Source organism: Marivirga lumbricoides, from assembly GCF_014636295.1.
In the GTDB taxonomy this organism is placed as follows: Bacteria; Bacteroidota; Bacteroidia; order Cytophagales; family Cyclobacteriaceae; genus Marivirga; species Marivirga lumbricoides.
In genome coordinates this window covers 272,188-295,852 of record NZ_BMEC01000002.1, presented here as the reverse complement: position 1 = coordinate 295,852, position 23,665 = coordinate 272,188, and the positions used below count along the sequence as shown (strand labels likewise).

Here is a 23,665-nt window from a genome sequence, read left to right as displayed (position 1 = left end):
GAATGAAAAATCTGATTCTCTTAATTTTAGTTATTGCAACTTCAGCTTGCAATAAAAAGGTTAGCTCGCAAAACAAGAGCAGTTCCTCTAATTATCAGGCTGTCGCTTATGAAGCCCTGGGTATAACACCAGTTGCGTTTCAAGAGAATGAAACCAACGAATATGTGCTTGCTACATTTCAAGAAGAGGGAACAGTGCCTGGCCCTCAGCCCTTGAAATATGTCGTGATAAAAATAGCTGATAACTCAATTGTAAAAAAGGAATCCATACCTCAAGGATCAGTTAAGTGGACTAGTGACTACCAGGTGGAAATTATAGCACCACCCGGTATGATAAAAAACAATAATGAAACTATAGCAGATTATACCTACCTGTTCAATGTGAAAACAGGTGTAAAAGTCAGAAAGACTAAAGCAACTTATTAGGCTTTTATCTGGCTTACGTAATCCTGAACCCCTTCCTCTAACGGAGTGAAGGGGTTTTTATAACCTATCTTTTGAAGCTTATCCATATCAGCTTCAGTAAAATATTGATATTTGTCCCTGATATCTGCAGGAGTATCAATAAAAGATATCTTTTCAGGTTTGCCCATAGATTTGAAAACAGCTTTTACCAAATCCAGGAAAGTTCGGGCTGTGCCACTTCCTAAATTATATATACCGCTGTTTTTTCTATGATGCATAAGCCACACCATTACATCCACTACATCCTTTACATAAACAAAATCTCTCATTTGTTGCCCATCTTTATAGTTAGGGTTGTGAGAACGGAATAGCTTCATAGCTCCTGTTTCCTGAATTTGCTTGTGCGCATGCAAAATAACACTGGCCATTCTTCCTTTATGGTATTCCCCAGGCCCGTATACGTTGAAAAATTTTAACCCAGCCCAAAAGAAAGGTTTCTGTGACTGCTTTAAGGCCCAAATATCAAATTCATTTTTTGAGTCACCATATGGGTTTAAAGGTTTCAATTGAGGTATTAATGCTTCGTCATCTTTGTAGCCCAACTCTCCTAATCCGTAGGTGGCTGCAGAACTGGCATAAATCAAAGGAATTTGTTTTTCAATGCAAATATTCCAAATCTTCTGAGTGTATTCTGTATTTAGCTTAAACAATAATTCTTTATCAAATTCCGTAGTGTCTGTTCTTGCGCCAATATGAAAAATAAACTCTATTTCAGCCGTTTGCTTCTGTATCCATTCAAAAAAGATGTTTCTGTCAACTTTTTCCTGGATGATAAGACCTTCCAAATTTGTGTTTTTCACAGGATTATCGAACTTATCTACAGCTATAATGTGTTTAAAACCATCATTATTAAGTCGCTTAATCAAGTTACTTGCAATAAATCCTGCGGCTCCTGTTACTATTATCATTTTACGTTTGTTTTATTTTAAGCTATTAGGACAAAACTATTTATATTAAATGAATAAACGTATATTTGCACCCTAAAAATTAAGGTTGACATGGTTTACGTTAATCGTAAAGAACATTTTAATGCAGCGCATAAGCTCTTTAACCCCAATTGGAGTAGAGAGAAGAATGAAGAAGTTTTTGGCCCATGTGCTAATGAGAATTGGCATGGTCATAACTTTGAATTAATTGTTACAGTAAAGGGAACTCCTGATCCTGATACAGGTTTTGTAGTTGATCTGAAGAAATTGAGTACACTTATTCGTGAAGATGTAATCAACAAAGTAGATCATAAAAATCTGAATCTTGATGTTCCATTTTTGGTAGGAAAGATGGCAAGTTGTGAAGTAATTATTTCTGAATTCTGGAAAATATTGGCACCAAAAGTAGCTGAATTGCAAAAGGGGGCGAGTTTACATAAACTTACACTTTATGAAACGCCAAGAAATTACGTGGAGTATTTTGGCGAATAGGAGGGCAACTTCAAAAAAATTAATTCAACCTTCAGATTAAAATCAATTCTACTACCTAAATTATCCTGAGATTTTTAACTTGCAGTAATGGAGAATTTTGTTGTATCAGCCAGAAAGTATAGGCCAAAAGGTTTTGATGAAGTAGTAGGTCAGAAACACATAACCACTACACTTAAAAATGCTATTGATAACAATCATTTAGCCCAGGCTTTGCTATTTTGTGGCCCAAGAGGGGTAGGAAAAACCACTTGTGCCAGAATTCTTGCCAGATTGATCAATGGCTTTGATGTTGACAATATGGAAGGCTCTTCTTCTATGAACATCTATGAGCTTGATGCAGCCTCTAATAACTCAGTTGATGATGTAAGAAATCTGATTGATCAGGTACGCGTACCACCTCAGCATGGAAAATATAAGGTATATATTATTGATGAGGTGCACATGTTATCCAATCAGGCATTTAATGCTTTTCTTAAAACATTGGAAGAACCGCCTTCTTATGCAATTTTTATTCTGGCAACAACAGAAAAGCACAAAGTAATTCCTACTATTCTTTCCAGATGTCAAATTTATGATTTCAATAGAATTCAGGTATCAGATATTTCAGGACATCTACTGGATATTGCCAACAGGGAAAAAATAGAAGCTGAGGATGCTGCTCTTCATCTAATTGCTCAAAAGGCTGATGGTGCCCTGCGTGATGCTCTTTCCATATTCGATTTGATCGTTACTTTCTCTCCTGATAATAAAATTACCTATCAGGCAACTATAGATAACCTTCATATCCTTGATTATGATTATTATTTCAAAGTAACGGAGGCTTTAGTTGAAGAGAAAATACCACAGGCGCTATTACTGTTTGATGAGGTACTGAAAAAAGGATTTGATGGGCATAATTTTATTGTAGGATTGGCTTCCCATTTTAGAGATTTACTCGTTTGCAAAGATCAGTCTACTCTAATACTTCTGGAAGTATCAGAACAGGTAAAACAACAGTATAAAGAACAGGCGGCTAGAGTTTCTACTTCCTTCCTGTTATCAGGCTTACATGTTATTAATCAGTGCGATCAGAATTATAAAACCAGTAAGAATCCGCGCTTACATGTTGAACTGGCATTAATGAAACTTGCAAAAATTAACAGTGCTGTTGATTTGGCTCGTTCCAATGCAGAAGCCTTAAAAAAAAAAGTGAGCTAAGCGAACAAACTGAGCAATCAGATGTCAAAAAAGGCGCTCAATCAATTGCAGATAGTTTAGGCAATAGGGCAAAAGTTACTAAAGAATTAAGGTCTACCATTAGTATTCCAAAGCCTGGAGATACAAATAAGAAAGTTACATTACCTAAAGAGCATATAAAAGAGGAGCTTCGGGAAGAAGCTCCTACTACACAGCAACCTGCACTCATTCAGGATAAAGCTGAAAATAATAATGTGCAAGAGCGGAAACTGCTCACTTTCAATGAAGAAAATATCAAGCTTCAGTTAAAAGAGTTTCTGGAAAAAGAGAAAAATAATATTGGTGCGCTAAGTGCGAATGCGCTTACCAACAGCTTTAAGCTTGATGGGAACTCTATAATTATACAGCTGACAAACCTCTTGGAGGTAGATGCTATTGAACAAATTAAAGCGGATCTCATTAATTATTTAAGAGGAGCTTTTGGTATAGCCGAGTTACAATTAAATCATGAGGTAAGTGCCCAAAATGCTATTGAACGGCCCTACACTCCAAAGGAAAAATTGGAGGCTATGATGAAGAAAAATCCTGCCCTTGAGAAATTAAAGGAGAAATTTGGTTTAGATACTGATTTCTAGCACTTCGTTTTTTAAGCTTTAATGGCTAAAAAAACAGAACCACTTAAAATCTTAGATTTTGAAAGAAAAAGTACTACTTCCTAAAAAGTAAACGCTAAACCAATATTGATCACACTTTTAAACTGGACACCCGGCACAAGTCTAACTTCTTCTGTTGCTTCATTAACTACCACTTCTTTGGATTTTACATCTTCATCATAGATCAGCTGAGTGGCAAAACTGGAGGTTAAAAATTTATTTATTTTGAAGGTTAGCAGTGTCTCCCAATTCACATCTATTTCTGCAAGGTCTTCGTAAGCAGAAAATAAGTTTAGGTTGGTTGAGAAATCGACATTTTCCATTATAGGAGTTTGTAATGAACTGGTAAAGTTCATACCTCCTTGAAATCTTGAATGCTCTCCGGGATCCACACCATAGTTACCAGCGGCCGAAAGCGAATCATCTGCTACAAAAGTTGTTTTAGAAGAGAGTGGAGAAAGAGTAGCTGAAAATATTTTCTTATACCTATACGTGATACCAATGTTGGCTAGCAGGAAACCAGGAGACATAAATCTGGAGATTACAACTTCATTTCCGTCAACTACGTCTACCCCTTTATAAAATTGAGTGCGGAAATCAATTAAGCTGGAAATAAAAATATTGTCTTTTAGTTTTCGGCTGTATTTGGTTGATAAAATGATATTATCATCTGTTTTTACAAAAGGCTGATCTTCGTCACCTTGTCGGAGCACTCCATATGCCATATTCAACCTGTTTTCCCAGACGTCCTTGTCTTTTTGGTAGTTGGCTTTAAAGTTGGTGAGTGCGCCTATTGAAACAGAACTATTGCCCCCACCGGACCAGTTGGTAAGGCTAACTTGAGAGAAATTCAGATTTAACTTAATTTCAGTGTTCCAATAGCTGGTATCAGCAGGTATAGTGTCTAGTGGAATTATATTGGTGGTGTCTGTTTGAGCACCCACGTTTAATGAAATTGAAAATAGAAATATAACTGGTAAAATAAATTTCATAAACAAAATCTAAATATCACTTAATTTTTTGATTGATTAGTGTAAATCTAAAGACCTGATTTCATTTAAAGCATTTTCAGTAAGAGGCTTGGTAATGAATTTAATTACATGGTCATTATTTACAATTTTATCAATATCCCTCTTATTGTCTGAACTGGATAGGATAATTACTTTGCATTTATCCTTAACAGTATCAGAGAATTTTTCAAATTCATATAGAAATACAAAACCATCAACGATGGGCATATTAATATCAAGAAAAATGATATTCGGTAGCTTATCCGGATTTTCTTTATGTTCTTCTAAATAATCCAGAGCACTTTTCCCTGAGTTTTTAATTTCAACGTGTTTCGCGAATTCAGTTATTTCGATGATACGCTTGCTGATGAAATTATCAGTGTCATTATCATCAACAAGCATCACTAAATCAACAGTTTTTGCAGCTGTTACCATGTAATTTCTACTTGATTCTATATTAATTACCTACTGTTAAGAGATATCTCTAAACATAGGTAAACTTTTTTTTATTTAAAACTAAAATTGCCCAAAAATGACATATTTCTGATTAGCAAGTACAAATGTAAGATAATGTAGCCAAGAATAAATGTTTTCTAATGTAATTATTTCTTTTTTATCAGGATAACATCCCCTGTACTTAATGAATAATCAGATTTGTCATTCCATTCCATTATTTCTTTTAATGAAACTCCATATTTCTTAGCCAGACTGTACATTGTTTCTCCAGCTTGTACTTTGTGCTCAATAGCTCCTGAAGGCGTATTTGTAGCCATTTGCGTAGAGCTTGAAGGTGTTTCTTTATTCAAGGGGTTATTCTCAATACTCCCTGAATATTTATTTACACTTATTTTTTGACCTATTGATAATGTGTCCCGAATGTTTAGCTGGTTAAATTCAAGTAAGTCACTAATGCGCATATTAAAGCGGTTCGCAATTGAGAAAAATGTATCTCCCTTCTTTATCTCATAAATCATCAATTCCTGACGTGGTTCAATTTCTTCTTCAACCATTTCCTCATTTTCTACCTCATTGATGTCTTCCTGCTTGTTCTGAAAAAATGTTTCTGCTGCTTCTTCCTGCTTAGCCTCTTGCTCAGTGGATTCTGCATACAGATTAGGGCTGGCTTTTTCCGATACAACAACCGTATCTACCACCTCAACTTTATTCTGAATAGGTTCTGCTTTTGCTTTTTCAGTTACTTTAGCTTCAGCATTTTTTACAGGAGCGATAGCCTCTGTTTTACTTTTCTCGCTAACAATCTGGCTTTCCGGCTTAGCCGCAGGTTGGCTCGTTTTTTTATATTCTATGGGAATATCGTCTGGTCTATTCAGTCTTAGCCATAAAACACGCCCTTCTTTTGGTTGCTCAGGACTTTCCATTCTGTTTTTTCTGTAAAGCTTATGCAGTTTCAATGCGTATTTTTGGCTGATCTCCCACATAGTTTCTCCGGCTTTTACTGTATGATAATAAAATTTAGCACGGTTCCTCTTTCTTTGCAAGTAGTATATGTTTCCATAATTTAATCCCTGAGCCGAAGAGATGTCATTATATTTCCTAAACCTTTTTTCAGAAATCCCTCCGGCTTCTGCCAATTTAGCTACTGTATAACCCCGCACCGCTAAAATTCCTTTTTTACCATTGATTTCAACCTGATGAGGTATTTTTGTGTCGGAAGGGTTGTAGTCTCCTTCAACCATTGGGAATTTATCCTGACCTGCTATATTAATATTTCCCGGAAGGTTTCTTGAGGTATTACGAGCAGTGTTTCTTTGCTGATATTTGGCAATATTTTCTGCTCCCTCCAAAGGTATAATAACTGTATACGTTTTATCACTTGGTACCCTACCTCTTTTAATCCACTTATTGTACTCTTCCAAAAGTTCTACCGTTACATTGTACTCGGAAGCAATGTCTTTTAAATGTAAATCTGCTGCGTCAGTCTTTTCCTGAAGAAAATACTGCACTTCTGAAGTACCTAAAGCTTGTTCATAAGCTATTTTATGCGCTAAATATTTCTTTAGATACCAGTAGGTGTTTTTTGTAATAGTAAGCTTCTTTTTACCAAAATTACCTTCATCTACTAAATTTTGAGCGCCTCCTAATCCGGCTTGATAAGCTATTAAAGCATAAGCCCAGTTATCAAAATATTTGTTGTGACTTTTTAAATAGGTGGCTGCTGCACGGGTTGACGAAACGATATTCATCCTTTCGTCAATTACCCTATCGATTCTTAAGCCATTTTCAAGTCCTGAAATTTCCTTAAATTGCCAAAACCCGACAGCATTACTGCTGGATACAGCATCGGATATCAGTGCGCTTTCCTGAATTACAAGGTATTTAAAATCATCAGGAAGACCTTCTTCAGCAAAAATTCTTTCGATAATAGGCATGTACATGTCAACTCTTTGCAATTTTTTCTGAAAATAGGTTGCACTTCTTGTCATTGCATCAACATCAGCCTGAATATCACGAATGGCATCATCTGTTAATTTTAGCTCCATATCGGCAAACTCTAAGCGAGAGGGTACCTGCTGTGCCTGTAGTTGAATAGCTATACAGGCAGTTATGAATAAAAAACTGATTTTTCTCATTTTTTCCTTAAAATCATTAATCCATCTCTGATGGGGAATAGTACATTCTGAACTCTTCCATCTTCATGAACGAAACGATTGAATTCTAGTATCTTATCGGTATCTTTATCTAGCTTTTTTCTATTTTTCTCCAGCACTTTTCCACTCCAAAGCACATTGTCAATCAAAATATAGCTTCCTTTTTTAAGCTTATCAACTATAAGCTTATAATAGTTGATATAATTGGCTTTATCTGCATCAATAAAAACCATATCCCAGGGGTAATTTAATTCAGGGATTATATCCAGGGCATTTCCATTTTTGAATTCTATCTGTTCAGAAAAGTCTGAAGCTTTAAAATAATTGTGAACTCTCTCCGCAAGCTCTTCATTTTTATCTATTGTAATTAACTTTCCTTCTTCCTGCATCCCTTCAGCCATACAAAGTGCAGAGTAGCCCGTATAGGTGCCAATTTCCAGAATGTATTTGGGTTTTATCATATGTGAAAGCACCGAAAGCACCCTGCCCTGCAAATGTCCGCTTAGCATGCGGGGTTTTAATACCTGTGTGTGGGTTTCTCTATTTATTTGATGAAGCAGAGAGTTCTCTGGCTCTGTGTGATCAGCTACATATTTTTCTAAATCAGGATCGAGAAATTCCATTTACTATTAGTTTTAATTATAAGGCTATATTATGATTGATAGGTTAAAAGGCTCAGTCTTTCTTCAGGCCATATTTCATTGGCAACTTCCTGCAAATCCCCTGCCTCAATATTTCTTATTTGATCAAATAGTTCATCCAGTGATTCTATTTTATCTTTATCAAGCAAACTTCTTCCAAGCATGAGCATAAAACTCATATTGTTTTCTTCCGCCATTGCCAACTGTCCCATTAATTGCTCTTTGGCAACATGTAACTGCAATGTGCCTAACCTGATATCCTGAAGTTTCTTAAGTTCTTTTTTCACCAACCGGATACTTTTATTTAACTGATTGGAATCAGTACCGAAAAATATACTGAAAAGTGCTGTGTCAGAAAAAGGATGGTAGCCCGCATCAATAGCATATACAAAACCATACTTCTCCCTTAAAGCCATATTTAAACGGGTATTCATGCCCGGTCCTCCTAAAATATTTACCAGCATAAAAAAAGGTAACCTTTTTGGGTGGTGGATAGGATAGGCAGTGGTGCCAATAGCACATTGAGCCTGTGTAACCTCTCTTTTTACGTGTAATTGTTGAGGCTTATATTCACTAAACGGAACCCTGGTTCTGCTTCTTTTTTGAGCAGGAATGGGTTTCAGGTATTTATTAATTAAACGATTGAGCTTATTTTCTGATAAATCGCCCACAATGGAGAAAACGATCCTGCTGGTATCTAAATTTTCCTGCAGGAAATCGATAAAATCTGATCTTTTGAATTTCTTCAGACTTTCCTGATCGCCTAAAATATTGTTTCCTAAAGGATGATCTTTAAAAATGACCTCATCAAACTGATCCTGAATAGCATCTTCCGGGGAATCGTAATACATCGACATTTCTTCCAGAATAACCTGTCGCTCTTTCTCTATTTGTTTTTCAGGAAAAATTGATTCAAAAGTGATATCAACAAGCAGATCGAAAGCTTTTTCTACATACTGATCAAGCACTGAAGCATGGAAGAAAATTTTTTCCTTTGTTGTGTAGGCATTGAGTTCACCACCTACAGCATCCAATCTGTTCAGGATATGAAAAGCTTTTCTTTTACGAGTACCCTTAAAGGCCATGTGCTCCCAAAAGTGGGCAATACCTACCTGGTGCGGTTTTTCATCCCGACTTCCAATGTCCAAAACAAAGCCACAGTGAATGATTTTTGAGTTATTAACAGGTTGATGGATTACCCTAATTCCGTTATCTAATGTTTGAATTTGATATGCTTTCATTCAATCCCCTCTTGTGATGCAAAACTACAAATTATCTTTGTTTTTAACTTAATCTTGATCGATGTATCATTAATTAATTACTTTTGTTTTTTAACTTCGAACTATGAAAATAGCTTTTGATGCCAAACGTGCTTTCAATAATTTTACCGGGCTGGGTAACTACAGCCGCTTTATTATTAATGCACTGACCCAAACTTTTAAAGAAGATGAACACCTGCTGTTTACTCCTAAAATAGCAGAGCATACTGATGCGGAAACTTTTTTAAAACTTCATAAAGACAAAGTGAAACTACCTTCAGGAATTTGGAAAGTCGGTAGCTTGCAAAGTTCATGGAGATCCTCTAAAATAGGTAAGCTGGCAGGTAATGCCGGGGCAGATGTTTTTCACGGCTTAAGTAATGAACTCCCTTCCGGCTTAGGTAAAGGTATTAAAAAGGTGGTTACTATACATGACCTGATATTTCTACGTTATCCTGATTTTTATCCTGCAATTGACAGGATGATCTATAAAAAGAAGTTCAAATCAGCTTGCGAAAGAGCAGATCAAATTATTGCAGTAAGTGAACAAACCAAGAGTGATATTATTGAATTTTTTGGTACAGATGCTAATAAAATCCATGTGGTATACCAGGGAGTGCACCCGCTGTATACACAGGATATAAAATCTCAGCGAATGGTTTATCTGCTAGAACAATATAATCTGATGCAGCCTTACTTTTTGTATGTAGGATCCATTGAAGAGAGAAAAAATGCAGAAGATTTAGTGAGGGCATTTAAGTTAGTGCTTGAAAAGGTAGATGATGATTTACTTTTGCTGATTGTAGGAAGAAAAACGGATTACCAGAAGAAGGTAGAAAATGCTGTAAAAGAATTGCAATTGGATGGAAATGTGAGGATTCTTAATCAGGTACCTTTCAAAAATTTACCATTTCTGTATAAAGGGGCACTAGCTTCTGTGTATCCTTCTTCTTTTGAAGGTTTTGGAATTCCTGTGTTAGAATCTTTAATGATGCGCACACCAGTTGTGTCAGGAAAAGGTTCAAGTCTGGAAGAAGCAGGCGGAAAGCATGCCTTATATGCTGATCCTAAAAACCATGAGGAGCTTTCGGAACAGATGTTAAAGTTGGTTTCGGAAAAAGCGATGGCCGATAATATGCTAAAAGGTGTTGAAACTCATTTGGAAAAGTTCTCACCTGGAAATATTGCTCAACAGATGAGAAGGGTCTACGAGTTGTAAAACAGAGGTATTTAGCTAACTCAATCGACCCATTCTATTTCTATCAATAGTTTATTTCTACTCACAACAGTGGTAAACTGAGCTTCCTCTTTTCTTGTAATCGTAATAACGGGTTGACTTTCCTGCATTTCGATAATTTCCTGTAAAATGACACTTTTTTTATCTTTTTTATGGAAAACGACTAGTTCAGATATTTCGTCATTTTCCACAGTGAAGGTGTTCGATTTTTGCTGAACGCTTACCAGCTTTCTAGTCAGTTCATTACCTTTTAGCAACATAGCAACTTCTTCAGCATTAGGCACTCCATGTCCGAGATAATTATTGGGTGCTTCTGCCAAATGCCCTGACTTCTTTATAATATCCATTACCTCATAATTAGTTAAGGTGCTGTCATACTGCCAGATGCACGCTGCTAAACCAGTAATTATCGGAGCGGAAAAAGAAGTTCCGTTAGAGGCAAAGCAGGATATGTCTGGCTTTGTGAAGCTTACAACTTCAGGTCCAATGGAACTGTAATATACTTTTGACCATGTATCAAATCTTGTGGCACCAACAGTTAGCACATCATTAGCATCAGCAGGTAATGATAATGTTTTCCATTTTCCATCTCCATCATTGCCAGCAGCAAGTACTATGAGCATTCCTTTTTCTGCTGCTTTCTGGGCAGCTTGCGTAATTAAACTGCTTTTTCCATCTACCTCTTTAACTTTATGGTTCTCTTTCCTCTTGTCAAAACCATCAGTATAGCCCAATGAGGAGTTTACGAGTCGAATTCCCTGCTCATAAAAATTTTCAATTGCCATAAGCCAATAGTCCTCTTCTAATCTGTTTTCCCGCACCCCATGGTCTGTTCTTGCAAGGTAGTAAGTGGCTTCAGTGGCCATGCCAAGTTGTAAACTATTTTCAGGGTCATACCCGGCAATCATTTCCAGTACCTGGGTTCCATGATTATCATGCGAAAACCATTTACCATAATAGGGATCAGTATTTTCAGGAAGAAGGTAGTCCTTGAAATACCTTATTTGTTTTTTATTAGCCATTGTTTTAAGTGCTTCATTTTCATTAGCTTTCATAAACCCTCCATCTACTACTCCAATTTTAACACCTTTACCATTCAATTTCAGGCTATCTGTAAGGTAGGAAGCATTTATTTGTTCCAATGCATAACCCAACTCCTTGCTTTGCTTAGCCCTGTCAACCTCCATAGAATGTATTGCCAGTTCTTTCACTATTTCAACAGACTTCACAAACGGAAATGAGATTACCTTATCAATAAGCTGTTCTTCTAAAGTAACTGAAAGTGAGTTAAACCATTTTGAACGATAGTGAATAGTTAAATGCTCGGCTTCAACAAATTGATGCCATTCTGAAGGAAGAGGATAAAAACTTTCCATGTCAGAGTTACCATCATCTTCAGAAAAGTGGACCCAATATTTATTTTGGGCAAAGGATGCACATGAAAATAGTAGTAGAAATAGTATATTTACCCAAATCTTAAAAATGAAAGTGTTTTGCATCTGAATCGAATTAATTTTGCCTGATTTAGAAGTAAGGCAACACAAATTTAAATCTAAAAGTTAAATTATGAGGTATAACCCATTAGACAAATCATTGTACATCAACAACAGGAAAAATTTCAACCAGCATTTACCTGCTAAATCTTTAGCTGTTTTTAATTCTAACGATATTATGCCAACCAATGCTGACGGCACAATGACTTTCAGACAAAACAGCGATCTGTTTTACTTGTCGGGAATTGATCAGGAAGAAAGTATTCTTGTTTTATTTCCTGATTTTGCTAATGATGCCTGGAGGGAAATCCTTTTCCTGAAAGAAACTAACGAGCATATTGCTATTTGGGAAGGACATAAATATACTAAAGAAGAAGCCACAGCGGCTTCGGGTATTCAAAATATCATGTGGTTATCTGAGTTTCCGGTGGTGTTTAATACTTTAATGGCAGAAGCTGAAACTGTTTTTATCAATACTAATGAGCACATCCGTGCGGCCTCTGAGGTTGAAACCAGGAATGCACGTTTCATTAAATGGTGTAAAGCAGAGTACCCGGCTCATCAATACAGAAAAGCAGCTCCTATCATGCATCATTTAAGAGCTATCAAATCTGATGAAGAGATAAAGCAAATGCAGATTGCCTGCAATATTACCAGAGATGCATTTCACAGAGTACTTAAATTTACCAAACCTGGTAGAATGGAGTACGAAATAGAGGCAGAATACCTTCATGAATTTGTAAGAAAAGGCTCAAAAGGATTTGCTTACACGCCAATTGTGGCTTCAGGAGCTAATGCGTGTGTGTTGCATTATATCGACAATAGCAAAGCCTGCAAGGATGGTGATCTCATTTTGATGGATGTAGGGGCAGAGTACGGAAATTATAATGCTGACATGACACGTACAATTCCGGTAAATGGAAAATTTACCGAAAGACAAAAAGCAGTTTATAATGCGGTTTTGCGAGTGCAGCGTGAATCAATGAAAATGCTTAAACCTGGAAATGTTATTGCCGAGTACCACAAAGAGGTAGGCAAAATAATGGAAAGCGAATTAATAGGTTTAGGCTTATTAGACAAAACTGATGTAAAAAATCAGGATCCTAAAAACCCTGCTTACAAAAAGTATTTCATGCATGGAACTTCTCACCATATTGGTTTGGATGTTCATGATGTTGGGAACGTTTACAGAAAGATGGAAGAAGGAATGGTATTCACTGTAGAGCCTGGCATTTACATCTTAAATGAAGGCATTGGTATCAGGCTGGAGAATGACTTAGTTATTACCAAAAATGGACTGAACGACCTGATGGGAGATATTCCTATCGAAGTGGATGAAATTGAGGATATTATGAATAGCTAGAAAGTAAAAGAGACTACCTACGTATAGGGTGGTCTCTTTTTTTATAGATCAATTAATTAACAATTGATTGCTTATTTATATTTTTTGACACAGCCTTTAAAACTGAGGTTAGAAATTCTTTCTCAACTCTTGAGTTTCTGATTTCTACAATAATTTCGTCCGAATCTTGTGTGTCTATCCAGGTTCCATTTACCTCATTAAGATTAACTACTTTTTCTCATCCTTTTTAGTAATAGACTCACTTAACTTATTAATTAATTTTTTCTTGGTGCGGCTATTAAGTCTTGATTGAAATCCGAAATATTTATCAATTGTGATAGAAATTAATGATAAAGTCATAGATACTTTTTAATGAAATTACGAAATATTTTGCAAGGAGTGTTTAATGTCACCCAATTGGAAATCAAGTAAAAAGAATATATTGAATTGTAGAATTGTAATTGTTGAGTAATTTAAAAATTGTTGAATTTTGATGTAAATCGCTTTTACCTTAAAATTGATCAAAACTTTTTTATTCAAATTTCGATATGAAAATATGATTTGGTTAAAAGATGTCATTAAAGATTTAAAGGAAATCCAGCAGTTTACTAAAAATGAACTACTGGAGCTTTCTGAAGAGGAGTTAGTATGGAAGCCGCAGCCGGACAGGTGGTCCGTTGCTGAATGTTTAAAACACATGCTGATTGCCAACAAGTTATATCTTAATGATATTGAGAATAAACTGAAGAAAGCTGAAGTAAGAACTATAGAACACCCTATAAAATTCTCTCTTACCGGCCGTGTCTTCCTGTTTTTTGTTGATCCTAAATATAAGTTTAAAGTACCAGCCCCTAAAATTTTTAAGCCTATAGAAAAGAATAGTGTGGAGAATGGTAAGGCAACTGTGCGGGATTTCATAGAGCTACAGCAGCAGATTATTTCTTCAGCTGACCGAGCTTGTGGCTACGACCATTCGAATATTTATACTTTTAGTCCTTTAAGTAAGTTACTCAGATTTAATATTGGTGAGCAGTTCTATATTATGATGCGCCATACTAAAAGGCATTTAAATCAGGCGAAGAATGTTAAAAACTTGCAACAAGAATTGATAGTAAAAAATGGATAATATTGATAGCATACGAAATTCAGAAAATGCTCCCCGGCCGGTAGGTTTATATCCACACGCCAGAAAAGTGGGTAACTTACTCTTTCTTTCAGGAGTTGGGCCCCGCAAAAAGGACGGTAAGGATATTCCCGGGGTCACTTTGAACGAAGCTGGAGAAATTGAATCATATGATATTGAAACACAGTGTCATGCCGTATTTCAAAATGTAAGAACCATCTTGCAAGATACAGGGAGCGATTGGTCTCAGTTAGTGGATGTAACAGTTTTTCTTACCAATATGAAAGCTGATTTTGCCACGTTTAATAAAATTTACGCCCAGTATTTTAGTGAAATTCAGCCTTGTCGTACCACAGTGGAAGTAAATGCATTACCCACCCCAATTGCTATCGAATTAAAATGTATAGCGCTGATTAACTGATTATTACTTCTCTAAAATTAAACATTTAGATTTCTATTGAGTTACATAAAATGTAGCCTAACTCAAAGCCATTATTTTAAAGTGAGTCTATTCTTTAAACGGCTTTCAATGGCTCTTTATGTAAATTTTCCTGCTCACTTATCGCTATTTAAGTTGGTATAATAGGAAGTAACGTGATTGTATACTGCTGACTCAGTATGCCCGGGAAGTTTCATGTATGTACATTAAATGTAAAACAAATGAAAAATCTTATACTAGTAAGTCTGATCTTTTTAAACTCATTTCAAGCTTTGTCTCAGTCAGTCACAGTAAGTGGTACTGTATTAAGTGCAGATTCGGGTAAAGTACTTCCTTATGCACAAGTCGCATTTTATAAATCAGGGTCTGACAAAATAGTGACTGGTAGCACTACCGATGGAAATGGTGCTTTTGAAGTGGGGCTAGAGCCCGGCAAATACCGTTATGTAGTTACTTTTATAGGATATGAGGATTATTCTCAGGAGGTGAAAATTGGTAAGCGAGGAAAAGATTTAGGGGAAATTGCAATTCCCGTAAAAGCCGAGGTAATGAAAGAAGTAAAGGTGGAAGGCAATGAAATAAAGAGGCCTGTATTGGCAACTATGGAAGGAATGGAGATAGATCCTGACCAGACCATTGCAAATGTAGGTGGGAGTTTATTGGATATTTTAAGAAATACACCTTCTGTAAATGTCTCTGATGATGGTAGCGTTTCTTTACGGGGAAGCGGAAGTACTAATATTCTAATTGATGGCAGGAATTCTGCACTGGCTTCAGATCTGGAGCAAATTCCTGCCAGTGCTATTGAAAGTGTCGAGATTATCAACAACCCTAACGCAAAGTATGATGCTTCATCAGACGGAGGCGTAATCAATATTAAATTAAAAAGAGGAGAAGAGATAGGAGCTAATGCCAGGGCTGAACTTACGATGGGTACACGTATGCGAACCAATGCCAGCGTAAATCTTTCCCAAAGAACTACAAAGTATGCGGTGTACGGAGGTTACAGCTTTAGGAAATGGCCAAGGGTAGGCCGGGGAGTGACTGAGAGAAGGAGTTCATTTGATGGTGATAATGAATTACTCAGACAAGAACAAAATAGCACAAATGAAGACCTGGAAAATACCATTAATTACGGTGGAGATTACTTCTGGGGTCAGAATAAACTTAGTATAGAGGGGGTATTCAACACAGAAGATGAAGATGATTTTCAATCTAGCAGTGCTTTTATTCAAAATTTGGATACAGAGGAGATTTTGACTTCATATGTTAGAGATAATAGTGAGACAGAGGAAAACGCTACTTATGATAATGCTTTGATATACGAGAGGGATTTTGATGATGAAGATAAGTTCTTTAGGGCATCGGCAAGTATTTCCATTAGAGATCAAACGGAGAATCAGGATATTTCCATTTATAATAATACACTATTAACTGAAGGAGACCCTGATAGGAGAGAAGGAAGTACAACTGACGAATTTAGAAATACTTCTGTTCTTCAGGCTGACTACGCCACTCCGGTTTTAAGTGGATTACTGGAAGCAGGTTATAAGTCGATATTCAGAAAATTTGATAATGACTATATCTATGGATTAGTTGATGGCGCAAGTGGAGAAATTACTCCTTATGACAGCATAAGTAATAGCTTTTTATATCAGGATCAAATCCATGCACTTTATGCAATCTATTCTGATAGCCTTAGCAAATTTAACTATGCCGTAGGGTTGAGGGCAGAGCAAACCATTCTGCAAAATGAACTTTCTAATGTGAACACTTCTTTGGTCTCACCTGAGGACTTAAATAATGAGCAACAATACCTTAATTTCTTCCCTAGTGTTCAGCTGGCCTACTTTTTAAACGATAAAAATACTTTCAAGACTACTTACTCCCGAAGAATTGACCGCCCTAATGCGTGGAGATTAAACCCCTTCCCTGATTTTGCAGATTCCTTAAATGTTAGGGTAGGAGAGCCTAATCTGCAACCCGAGTATATTAACTCCTTTGAACTGGGGCACATGTACCAAAGTGGAGGGTTTACTTTAACTACTAATGCTTTCTATAGAAGAATTGATGGTCAGGTGGATTGGATTGTTAGAGTTGAAGATGGGATTTCTTACCGCGGTCCGCAAAACCTCAATACCGCTAATTTTTATGGTGTGGAATTAATTAATACTACTCAGGTTACCGATTGGTGGAATGTAAATGCCAGCTACTCTATTTTTGAATCTAGAATTGATGGTACTAACCTGGATAATAGTTTTACCAATAGTGGGGTGTCATGGTATGCAAAGGTAACGACTGATGTGAGCCTGCCGCTGAGTTTAAACCTGCAGCTTACGGGTAATTATTTTGCACCGGAAATAGAAGCGCAAGGAAGGGATTTAGCCCGCTATTATTTAGATGCCAGTTTACAAAGATATTTTTGGGATAAGCAGGTTTCCGTAAGTGCCAGCTTTAGGGATGTTTTTGATACCAGAAATTACGCAGGAGAAAACTATGGAGAGAATTTTTCTCAGACTTATGAATATAACAGGGAAACACAGATAGTTTTGTTAACTGCTTCCTATACTTTTAACCAGGATATGTGATTTAATCCTGCTCCACTTTTTTCTCTTTCTTTCTTACTAAAAGAAACCAATCATTTTCGAGCGGCAGGTAACCGTGGTCGAAACAATAGAAATATACATCGCCTCGCTTGTTAGTATATGTGTGCGTATGATATTTAAAATTGAAGCCTGATTCCGTGAGTTTTTCGCGAGGGGTTTTGTAGGTGTCTTCACCATTCATTAAGGTTTCCAAAATATTTCTGTTTCTGCGTAAAGCATTTGTTATGTTCCTGATAAGGTTTATACTTCCCCTTTTTGATTGGTTGTTATACACATTCCGGCAATAGTCGTCACAGAATTTTTTATCGGCTCTGCCTTGTATAGGTGCCCCACATTGCAAACAAATTTTACTTTCCATTTTAGGTTGAAACGAGGTGAAAATATTAACTAAAGTAATAATTTTTTATTAAATGGAAATTAAGGGAATATTAGCAAACCAAAAAGACAGAGTAGTATTATGGGGTGGAGCGGTGTTTTATGCGATGAATTAAATGCAACAGGCTGTTGGCGTTTTGTGTGATTTATCTCATGTGTAATCTAAAATTAGATTACACAGTGGGTAATCATTTGTTGCTGATTTTCAGATACATGTCGTTGATTCTCGTGTAATTGCCTAATAGGCTCTATTGAATGATTTATCACCTTCTATTATCATCATCAGCCAGCATACTCAGATAATTCTCATACCTGAAAGGGGCTATTTTACCTTCTTCCATCGCTTCTCTGAAGGCACAACCTGGCTCATGAATGTGGGTGCAATTATGAAACCGACAGGCACCTATGTATTTCCTCATTTCAGGGAAATAGTGAGAAAGTTCCTCATCGCCAATGTTCCACAAACCTAACTCCTTTATTCCTGGCGTATCAATCACATAAGTATTATTCCATACCTCAAACATTTCTGCAAAGGTTGTAGTATGTACACCTTTCCCTACGGCATCGGAAATTTCACCCACTCTTTGCGAAATTTGTGGAGAAAGAAGGTTGAGTAATGTTGATTTTCCCACACCTGAGTGACCGGAAAATAAAGTGGTTTTACCGGTTAACTTTTCTTTTAATAATTCAATTCCTTCATTGGAGACAGCAGAAACCAATAAACATTGGTAGCCTAATTCCTCATAATCAAATTTTAATTCCTGATAATAATTCAAGGCTTCCTCATCTAGCAAATCTGCTTTGTTAAAGGCAAGGATAGCAGGAATTCTAAAGGATTCACAGGCCACTAAAAATCTGTCAATAAAGCCGAGGCTTGTGCGGGGAGCAACCAAAGTTACTACCAGCACTGCCTGGTCAATGTTGGCAGCAATTCTATGGCTATGTTTCTTCTTTCTGGTAGATTTTCTAATAATGTAATTCTCGCGAGGCAAAACTTCCTGGATAATGCCTTCTTTTTCATTGTCCATTATGATGGAAACCCAATCTCCTACCGCTATAGGGTTGGTCACCTTTTCATCATCCAGCCGTAATTTTCCTCTTAGTCTGCATTCTACAAACTGATCATTCACTTTAACAGTGTACCACGAGCCGGTAGATTTAAAAACCCTTCCCTTCATATCTTTTCCATTTGATGAATGAGTGGAGTAACATGCTCCATTATTTTATCGGTAGCGCCCAAGTTTGAGTTTACAAATTTTTCAGCTTTTACGGACATCTCTTTCAGTTTGTGGTCTTTCAGGATTTCCTCCAGCTTATTCTTAAAGTCTTCACCTCTGTTTACAGCAATAGCAGCTCCTAAAGCAATCAATTGATTGGCTTCCTGAAATTTAGTGTAATTTTTATTGCCAAAGAAAATTGGCAGGCCAAAACAGGCAGCTTCCAAAGTATTGTGTAAACCGGCACCGAATGAGCCCCCAATAAATGCTACTTTTCCATATTGATAAAGGCGCGATAGCATGCCCACATTATCTATTATAATCACTTGAGTGCTGTCGGGGATTTCACTCTTCAGTTGGCTGTATCTGAGTGAGCTAACTTTCAAATGCTTTTCATGAAGTTTCAGATTTGACTCACTTATATCATGCGGAGCAATAATGGCTTTCCAGTCCTGATGTTGTTGTAAAAAAGGTGCGATGGCTTCAATATCCGGCTCCCAGGTACTTCCTCCTATTATAAGATTGTGATCGGCAGCAAATTCTTTAAAAGGAGACTCAGGCTTTACAGTTGTGGTAATTTTTATTACACGATCGAAGCGTGTGTCTCCGGTAATAGTGAGGTTATTGATGGAGATGCCTTTCAGCAAAGCCGCTGAACTTTTATTTTGTACAAAGAAATGATCTATTTCCTTTAATAAACTTCTGTAAAAGCTACCATAAAATTTAAAAAATACCTGATTACTTCTAAAAATTGCCGATACTGAATAGGTAAAGCAGTTGATTTCTGAAAGTGCTTTTAAATGGTTATACCAAAATTCATACTTAATAAAGAATGCCATTTTTGGCTGTGTCATTGTTACAAATTTTTCTGCGTTTTTAATAGTATCAAGAGGCATATAAGTTACATAGTCAGCATGCTCGTAGTTCTTTTTTACCTCATAGCCAGAGGGTGAGAAAAATGTAAGTAAAATAAAGTAATCCGGAAAAGTGGCTTTAAATTTCTCTATCAGAGGTCTGCCTTGTTCAAATTCGCCCAGGGAGGCACAGTGGAACCATACCACATTTTTAGTATTCACTTCCATTTTTAGCTTTAATTCAGGAAAGAGGATCTTTCTTCCCTCAACAGCCAGCCTGGATTTTGAATTAAAAGTAGAGTGGATTTTCAGCAATACTTTAAGTAAAAAAATGCCAAATTGATAGAGCTGTTTTCCCATCGGGCAAAATTACATTGATTTTTATTGCGTGGAAAGTGAAGCGCGGATATTTATTGAAGGCAAATCTTAAAACAAAAAAATCCTGCCCATTTGCACAGGCAGGATTTCTCAGTATTATTAATCTAAAATGCTTATTTTTTGTTGCTTGACAAGTAAGAAGATACACCTTCTTTAGTTGCCTGCATAGCATCTTTACCTTCTTCCCAGTTAGCAGGGCATACTTCACCAAATTTCTCTACATGGTGCCATGCGTCTACAATTCTTAACATTTCATCAATGTTTCTGCCTAACGGTAAGTCGTTAATTGTTTCATGACGAACAACTCCTTCTTTATCAATAAAGAATGTACCTCTGTAAGCTACCGGCTGACCTTCAAAAATTAAGTCGCCTTCTTCATTGTAATTCCAGTCACCAGCTAAAACACCAAAGTTGTTAGCTACAGTTTTTGAGGAATCAGCAACTAAAGGATAAATTACACCTTCAATACCACCATTCTCCTGTGGAGTGTTTAACCAGGCTAAATGCGTTTCTTCTGTATCGCATGAAGCACCAATTACTGCTACTCCTCTTTTCTCAAACTCTGCCAATTTTTCCTGAAATGCAATAATTTCAGTAGGGCAAACAAAAGTAAAATCTTTTGGATAGAAGAAGAAAATAACTTCTTTTGATCCAATGTACTGCTCTAAAGAGAAGTTTTCTACTATTTCCTCTCCATTAATTACAGCAGCTGTGTTAAAAATTGGGGCTTTTTTTCCTACTAAAGACATTTTGTTTTTATTTTATAGTTTAAAATTTACTTAATTGAAACAGATAGTTTCTGATCTATTTTATCTGCGTTTATTTGTAATTGAACATCTTTTATTTTAATGTTTTTCAGGTCTTTCTTCTTTAAATACTCAAGAATTAAATCCTGCAATTCCTCATCATGGTAATCAATAATCTCTTTTGAATTTTCAAGATATATATGATTGTGATGAGCTAAATTGGCATCAAACCTTTTCAAATGATCAACAGACAATACTTTTTTTGCCAAATCAACTTCCACGAATTTGTCCAGCGTTTTATGCACTGTGCCTAATGACATGGAAGGATTCTTCTTTTTTATTTTTTCGTAAATATATTCCGCTGTGGGATGGCTCATACTTTTAATCAGCGCCTCATAAATTACCAGACGCTGATGGGTAATTTTTAAGCCAGCCTGCGTTAATTTTTCCTGTATGTCAGTTAATGATCCCACTTATATTTATTCCTATTCAATAATAATTCTCATTTAGGAATTATTGTACAAAACTACTTACAGCAACGATGCCTTGCAAGTGATGTTTCATGTTTTTTGTGGGTTCCGGAGCTTAGAAAGGCTTATTTTGAGGGTTGTTGTAAAATATAATTTTGCTGATAAAATATTAATCTATTTATTTTAAATCTGCAATCGTTTACCGCTTAAAGGATCATCTGACTTAGAGCAAAAACTCATTATTTAATTTATTTTTAGAAAAAGTGCTATTTGTCAATTTTTATTTCCGAGAATGGAGATGTTTAGAGGAAATAAGCTTTCTGATTTTTCTCTCTGACCCAAAAGCACCTATCTTTATGAATTGAATTATTAAAAAACCAGTTGGAGAAATATTAGTTTCCTGTCTGGAGAAGAGTAGAAATTACATGAACAAGAGTATTCAGCAGATAATAGAAAGGATTAATCAGCAGATTGGTCAGCTAAATTACGGGGACAATCCAAAGGAATTGTATGATCCGATCGCTTATATTATGGATTTAGGCGGAAAGCGTATGAGGCCTTTACTTACTGTTTTAGCTTATCAATTGTATAATTCATCAAGTGATGAAGTAATGGATGCAGCTTTGGCAGTTGAAATTTTCCATAACTTCACCTTAATGCATGATGATATTATGGATGAAGCACCTTTAAGAAGGGGGAAAGCCACGGTTCATGAAAAATGGAATGCTCCTGTAGCCATCCTTTCCGGAGATGTAATGTTGGTGAGAGCCTATGATCAGCTAATTGACTTTTGTCCGGCTGAGAAACTGCCTCTTATTCTTAAGAAATTTAACCGATGTGCTGAGGAAGTATGTGAAGGCCAGCAGCATGACATGAATTTTGAACAGAGAGAAACAGTAGGCGAGGAGGAGTATATCAGTATGATCAGGCAAAAAACTGCAGTTCTTTTAGCATTTAGCCTCGAATTGGGCGGTATTTTGGCTGATACAACAGCGGAAGATCAACAGAAACTCTACGAAATGGGCATTAATATTGGTATAGGCTTTCAGTTGATGGATGATCTGTTGGACGTATATGCTGACCAGGATAAATTTGGTAAGCAGGTAGGAGGAGATATAATTTCCAATAAAAAGACCTATTTGCTGATTAAAGCAAAGGAGTTGGCAAAAGCTGAAGATAAAAAGCAATTGGAACACTGGTTGGCTTTGGAGGATTTCGACAAGGCTGAAAAAGTTGCAGCAGTGAAAGAAATCTACAGCCATTTAAAAATTAAAGAATTAGCGGAAGCTAAAATGAATCAGTATTTTCAGAAGGGGTTTGAAAACTTAAATGCAATTAAGGGAGATGCCTCTCAAAAAGAATTATTATCAGATTTTTTCCAATACTTAATCAAGCGGGAGCAATAAAATGAGTACTACCATTATCATTATCATCATTACTTCAATAGTTTCTATTGCTGGCTTTAGCGATCGCTCAAGGCAGTATGCTTTTCTGATGAACCCTTACCAGATAGTGCACAGAAAACAATATTACAGAATGGTGACCTCCGGCTTTTTACACGCTGATTATGTTCATTTGATTTTCAATATGCTTACCCTTTACTTCTTTGGAGGTACTGTGGAAGCATATTTCAACATGCTCTCGGAATATGGTACTTTGCTTTATGTTGTAATGTATGTAGTTGCAATAGTAGTTTCAGATATTCCTTCGGTAATAAAATACAAAGACCAGCCTCAGTACAATGCTTTGGGTGCTTCAGGAGCGGTTTCTGCGGTGGTTTTTAGTAGCATTCTCTTCAATCCTTTAAATGAGCTTTGCCTTTACGGGCTACTTTGTTTGCCGGGTTTTATCTTTGGGGCCATCTATATTATTTATTCCTATTATCAGGGAAAGAGAAAAGTAGATAATATTAACCATGATGCGCACTTGTTTGGCGCAGCTTTCGGTGTTGTTTTTACTATTATCTTATGGCCTAAAATTATCCCGCATTTTATTGATCAGCTGGCTCAGTTTAGTATTTTCTAATAAATGGTTGTTGTTTTATTTGATTACATAATGATGTAAATAATGCACCGTTTGTAAAGTATCATCTCAGTATATCTTTGATATTTTATTAACTTTCACTTTAATAATTGAATCAAATTAAATTATATAA

The 23,665-nt window shown here is 36.3% G+C and carries 24 protein-coding genes; 11 read left to right on the top strand and 13 right to left on the bottom strand.

Features of this window, described 5'->3' with window-relative positions; translation table 11 throughout:
• The first annotated feature begins 2 nt into the window (after positions 1-2).
• On the top strand, positions 3-425 hold the full coding sequence (locus IEV85_RS03980) for a hypothetical protein (RefSeq protein WP_188460504.1): 423 nt from the start codon (positions 3-5) through the stop codon (positions 423-425).
• Here IEV85_RS03980 and rfaD read toward each other — a convergent pair.
• Positions 422-1,372 (bottom strand): ADP-glyceromanno-heptose 6-epimerase, encoded by a 951-nt coding sequence (rfaD, locus tag IEV85_RS03975; protein ID WP_188460503.1) that lies wholly within the window; start codon positions 1,370-1,372, stop codon positions 422-424. The genes IEV85_RS03980 and rfaD overlap by 4 nt on opposite strands.
• A gap of 90 nt (positions 1,373-1,462) precedes the next feature.
• Here rfaD and IEV85_RS03970 point away from each other — a divergent pair, with 90 nt between their 5' ends.
• The 3 genes from IEV85_RS03970 (at position 1,463) to IEV85_RS03960 (ending at position 3,693) form a co-directional block, all read left to right on the top strand.
• Positions 1,463-1,882, top strand: coding sequence for a 6-pyruvoyl trahydropterin synthase family protein (locus IEV85_RS03970; RefSeq protein WP_188460502.1), 420 nt, complete (start codon positions 1,463-1,465; stop codon positions 1,880-1,882).
• An 87-nt stretch (positions 1,883-1,969) separates the two neighbouring features.
• A complete protein-coding gene (gene dnaX, locus IEV85_RS03965; RefSeq protein WP_188460501.1) occupies positions 1,970-3,079 on the top strand; it encodes a DNA polymerase III subunit gamma/tau in 1,110 nt (369 codons plus the stop codon).
• Between the two features lie 233 nt (positions 3,080-3,312).
• Positions 3,313-3,693 (top strand): hypothetical protein, encoded by a 381-nt coding sequence (locus tag IEV85_RS03960; protein WP_188460500.1) that lies wholly within the window; start codon positions 3,313-3,315, stop codon positions 3,691-3,693.
• A gap of 80 nt (positions 3,694-3,773) precedes the next feature.
• On the opposite strand, the gene IEV85_RS03955 is transcribed toward IEV85_RS03960, so the two are convergent.
• From IEV85_RS03955 to IEV85_RS03935, 5 genes are all read right to left on the bottom strand, one after another.
• Positions 3,774-4,703: a DUF3078 domain-containing protein gene (locus IEV85_RS03955; protein ID WP_188460499.1), complete on the bottom strand. Its 930-nt coding sequence runs from the start codon at positions 4,701-4,703 to the stop codon at positions 3,774-3,776.
• A gap of 36 nt (positions 4,704-4,739) precedes the next feature.
• Positions 4,740-5,156 (bottom strand): response regulator, encoded by a 417-nt coding sequence (locus IEV85_RS03950; protein ID WP_188460498.1) that lies wholly within the window; start codon positions 5,154-5,156, stop codon positions 4,740-4,742.
• A gap of 167 nt (positions 5,157-5,323) precedes the next feature.
• Positions 5,324-7,312, bottom strand: a complete 1,989-nt coding sequence (locus IEV85_RS03945) for a LysM peptidoglycan-binding domain-containing protein (RefSeq protein ID WP_188460497.1) — start codon at positions 7,310-7,312, stop codon at positions 5,324-5,326.
• Complete coding sequence (locus tag IEV85_RS03940; protein ID WP_188460496.1) at positions 7,309-7,953, bottom strand: O-methyltransferase; 645 nt, start codon at positions 7,951-7,953, stop codon at positions 7,309-7,311. Before IEV85_RS03940 ends, IEV85_RS03945 begins: the two co-directional genes overlap by 4 nt.
• Before the next feature lie 29 nt (positions 7,954-7,982).
• Positions 7,983-9,212: a M16 family metallopeptidase gene (locus IEV85_RS03935; protein WP_188460495.1), complete on the bottom strand. Its 1,230-nt coding sequence runs from the start codon at positions 9,210-9,212 to the stop codon at positions 7,983-7,985.
• Between the two features lie 103 nt (positions 9,213-9,315).
• Here IEV85_RS03935 and IEV85_RS03930 point away from each other — a divergent pair, with 103 nt between their 5' ends.
• Positions 9,316-10,449 (top strand): glycosyltransferase family 4 protein, encoded by a 1,134-nt coding sequence (locus IEV85_RS03930; protein WP_188460494.1) that lies wholly within the window; start codon positions 9,316-9,318, stop codon positions 10,447-10,449.
• A gap of 20 nt (positions 10,450-10,469) precedes the next feature.
• Here IEV85_RS03930 and IEV85_RS03925 read toward each other — a convergent pair whose 3' ends face one another.
• Positions 10,470-11,966, bottom strand: a complete 1,497-nt coding sequence (locus IEV85_RS03925) for a S8 family serine peptidase (protein ID WP_188460493.1) — start codon at positions 11,964-11,966, stop codon at positions 10,470-10,472.
• 67 nt (positions 11,967-12,033) lie between these two features.
• On the opposite strand from IEV85_RS03925, the gene IEV85_RS03920 reads away from it, so the two are divergent.
• Positions 12,034-13,323: an aminopeptidase P family protein gene (locus IEV85_RS03920; RefSeq protein ID WP_188460492.1), complete on the top strand. Its 1,290-nt coding sequence runs from the start codon at positions 12,034-12,036 to the stop codon at positions 13,321-13,323.
• Positions 13,324-13,530: 207 nt separating this feature from the next.
• Here the strand turns inward: IEV85_RS03920 and IEV85_RS25040 are convergent, their stop codons facing one another.
• The gene (locus IEV85_RS25040) at positions 13,531-13,662 is read right to left on the bottom strand and encodes a hypothetical protein (RefSeq protein ID WP_262892131.1); all 132 of its coding nucleotides are present in this window, start codon (positions 13,660-13,662) and stop codon (positions 13,531-13,533) included.
• Between the two features lie 196 nt (positions 13,663-13,858).
• Here IEV85_RS25040 and IEV85_RS03915 point away from each other — a divergent pair, with 196 nt between their 5' ends.
• From IEV85_RS03915 to IEV85_RS03905, 3 genes are all read left to right on the top strand, one after another.
• Complete coding sequence (locus IEV85_RS03915) at positions 13,859-14,428, top strand: DinB family protein (protein ID WP_188460491.1); 570 nt, start codon at positions 13,859-13,861, stop codon at positions 14,426-14,428.
• The gene (locus tag IEV85_RS03910) at positions 14,421-14,846 is read left to right on the top strand and encodes a RidA family protein (protein WP_188460490.1); all 426 of its coding nucleotides are present in this window, start codon (positions 14,421-14,423) and stop codon (positions 14,844-14,846) included. The genes IEV85_RS03915 and IEV85_RS03910 overlap by 8 nt, the downstream gene beginning before the upstream one ends.
• Positions 14,847-15,085: 239 nt before the next feature.
• Entirely contained in the window at positions 15,086-17,452 is a 2,367-nt protein-coding gene (locus IEV85_RS03905; protein WP_188460489.1) for a TonB-dependent receptor domain-containing protein, read from the top strand.
• A 1-nt stretch (position 17,453) separates the two neighbouring features.
• On the opposite strand, the gene IEV85_RS03900 is transcribed toward IEV85_RS03905, so the two are convergent.
• The 5 genes from IEV85_RS03900 to IEV85_RS03880 all read right to left on the bottom strand — a co-directional run bounded on the left by IEV85_RS03900 (position 17,454) and on the right by IEV85_RS03880 (position 21,513).
• On the bottom strand, positions 17,454-17,828 hold the full coding sequence (locus IEV85_RS03900; protein ID WP_188460488.1) for a DUF2116 family Zn-ribbon domain-containing protein: 375 nt from the start codon (positions 17,826-17,828) through the stop codon (positions 17,454-17,456).
• 280 nt (positions 17,829-18,108) lie between these two features.
• Complete coding sequence (gene rsgA, locus IEV85_RS03895) at positions 18,109-19,023, bottom strand: ribosome small subunit-dependent GTPase A (protein WP_188460487.1); 915 nt, start codon at positions 19,021-19,023, stop codon at positions 18,109-18,111.
• Complete coding sequence (locus IEV85_RS03890; protein ID WP_188460486.1) at positions 19,020-20,276, bottom strand: 3-deoxy-D-manno-octulosonic acid transferase; 1,257 nt, start codon at positions 20,274-20,276, stop codon at positions 19,020-19,022. Before IEV85_RS03890 ends, rsgA begins: the two co-directional genes overlap by 4 nt.
• Before the next feature lie 131 nt (positions 20,277-20,407).
• Positions 20,408-21,043: a peroxiredoxin gene (locus IEV85_RS03885; RefSeq protein ID WP_188460485.1), complete on the bottom strand. Its 636-nt coding sequence runs from the start codon at positions 21,041-21,043 to the stop codon at positions 20,408-20,410.
• Positions 21,044-21,069: 26 nt separating this feature from the next.
• Positions 21,070-21,513 carry a Fur family transcriptional regulator gene (locus IEV85_RS03880; RefSeq protein ID WP_188460484.1) on the bottom strand — a complete coding sequence of 148 codons (444 nt, stop codon included), beginning with the start codon at positions 21,511-21,513 and terminating at the stop codon, positions 21,070-21,072.
• A gap of 422 nt (positions 21,514-21,935) precedes the next feature.
• Here IEV85_RS03880 and IEV85_RS03875 point away from each other — a divergent pair, with 422 nt between their 5' ends.
• Both IEV85_RS03875 and IEV85_RS03870 read left to right on the top strand, forming a co-directional pair.
• A complete protein-coding gene (locus tag IEV85_RS03875; protein ID WP_188460483.1) occupies positions 21,936-22,916 on the top strand; it encodes a polyprenyl synthetase family protein in 981 nt (326 codons plus the stop codon).
• Between the two features lies 1 nt (position 22,917).
• On the top strand, positions 22,918-23,535 hold the full coding sequence (locus IEV85_RS03870) for a rhomboid family intramembrane serine protease (RefSeq protein ID WP_188460482.1): 618 nt from the start codon (positions 22,918-22,920) through the stop codon (positions 23,533-23,535).
• Positions 23,536-23,665: the final 130 nt, after the last annotated feature.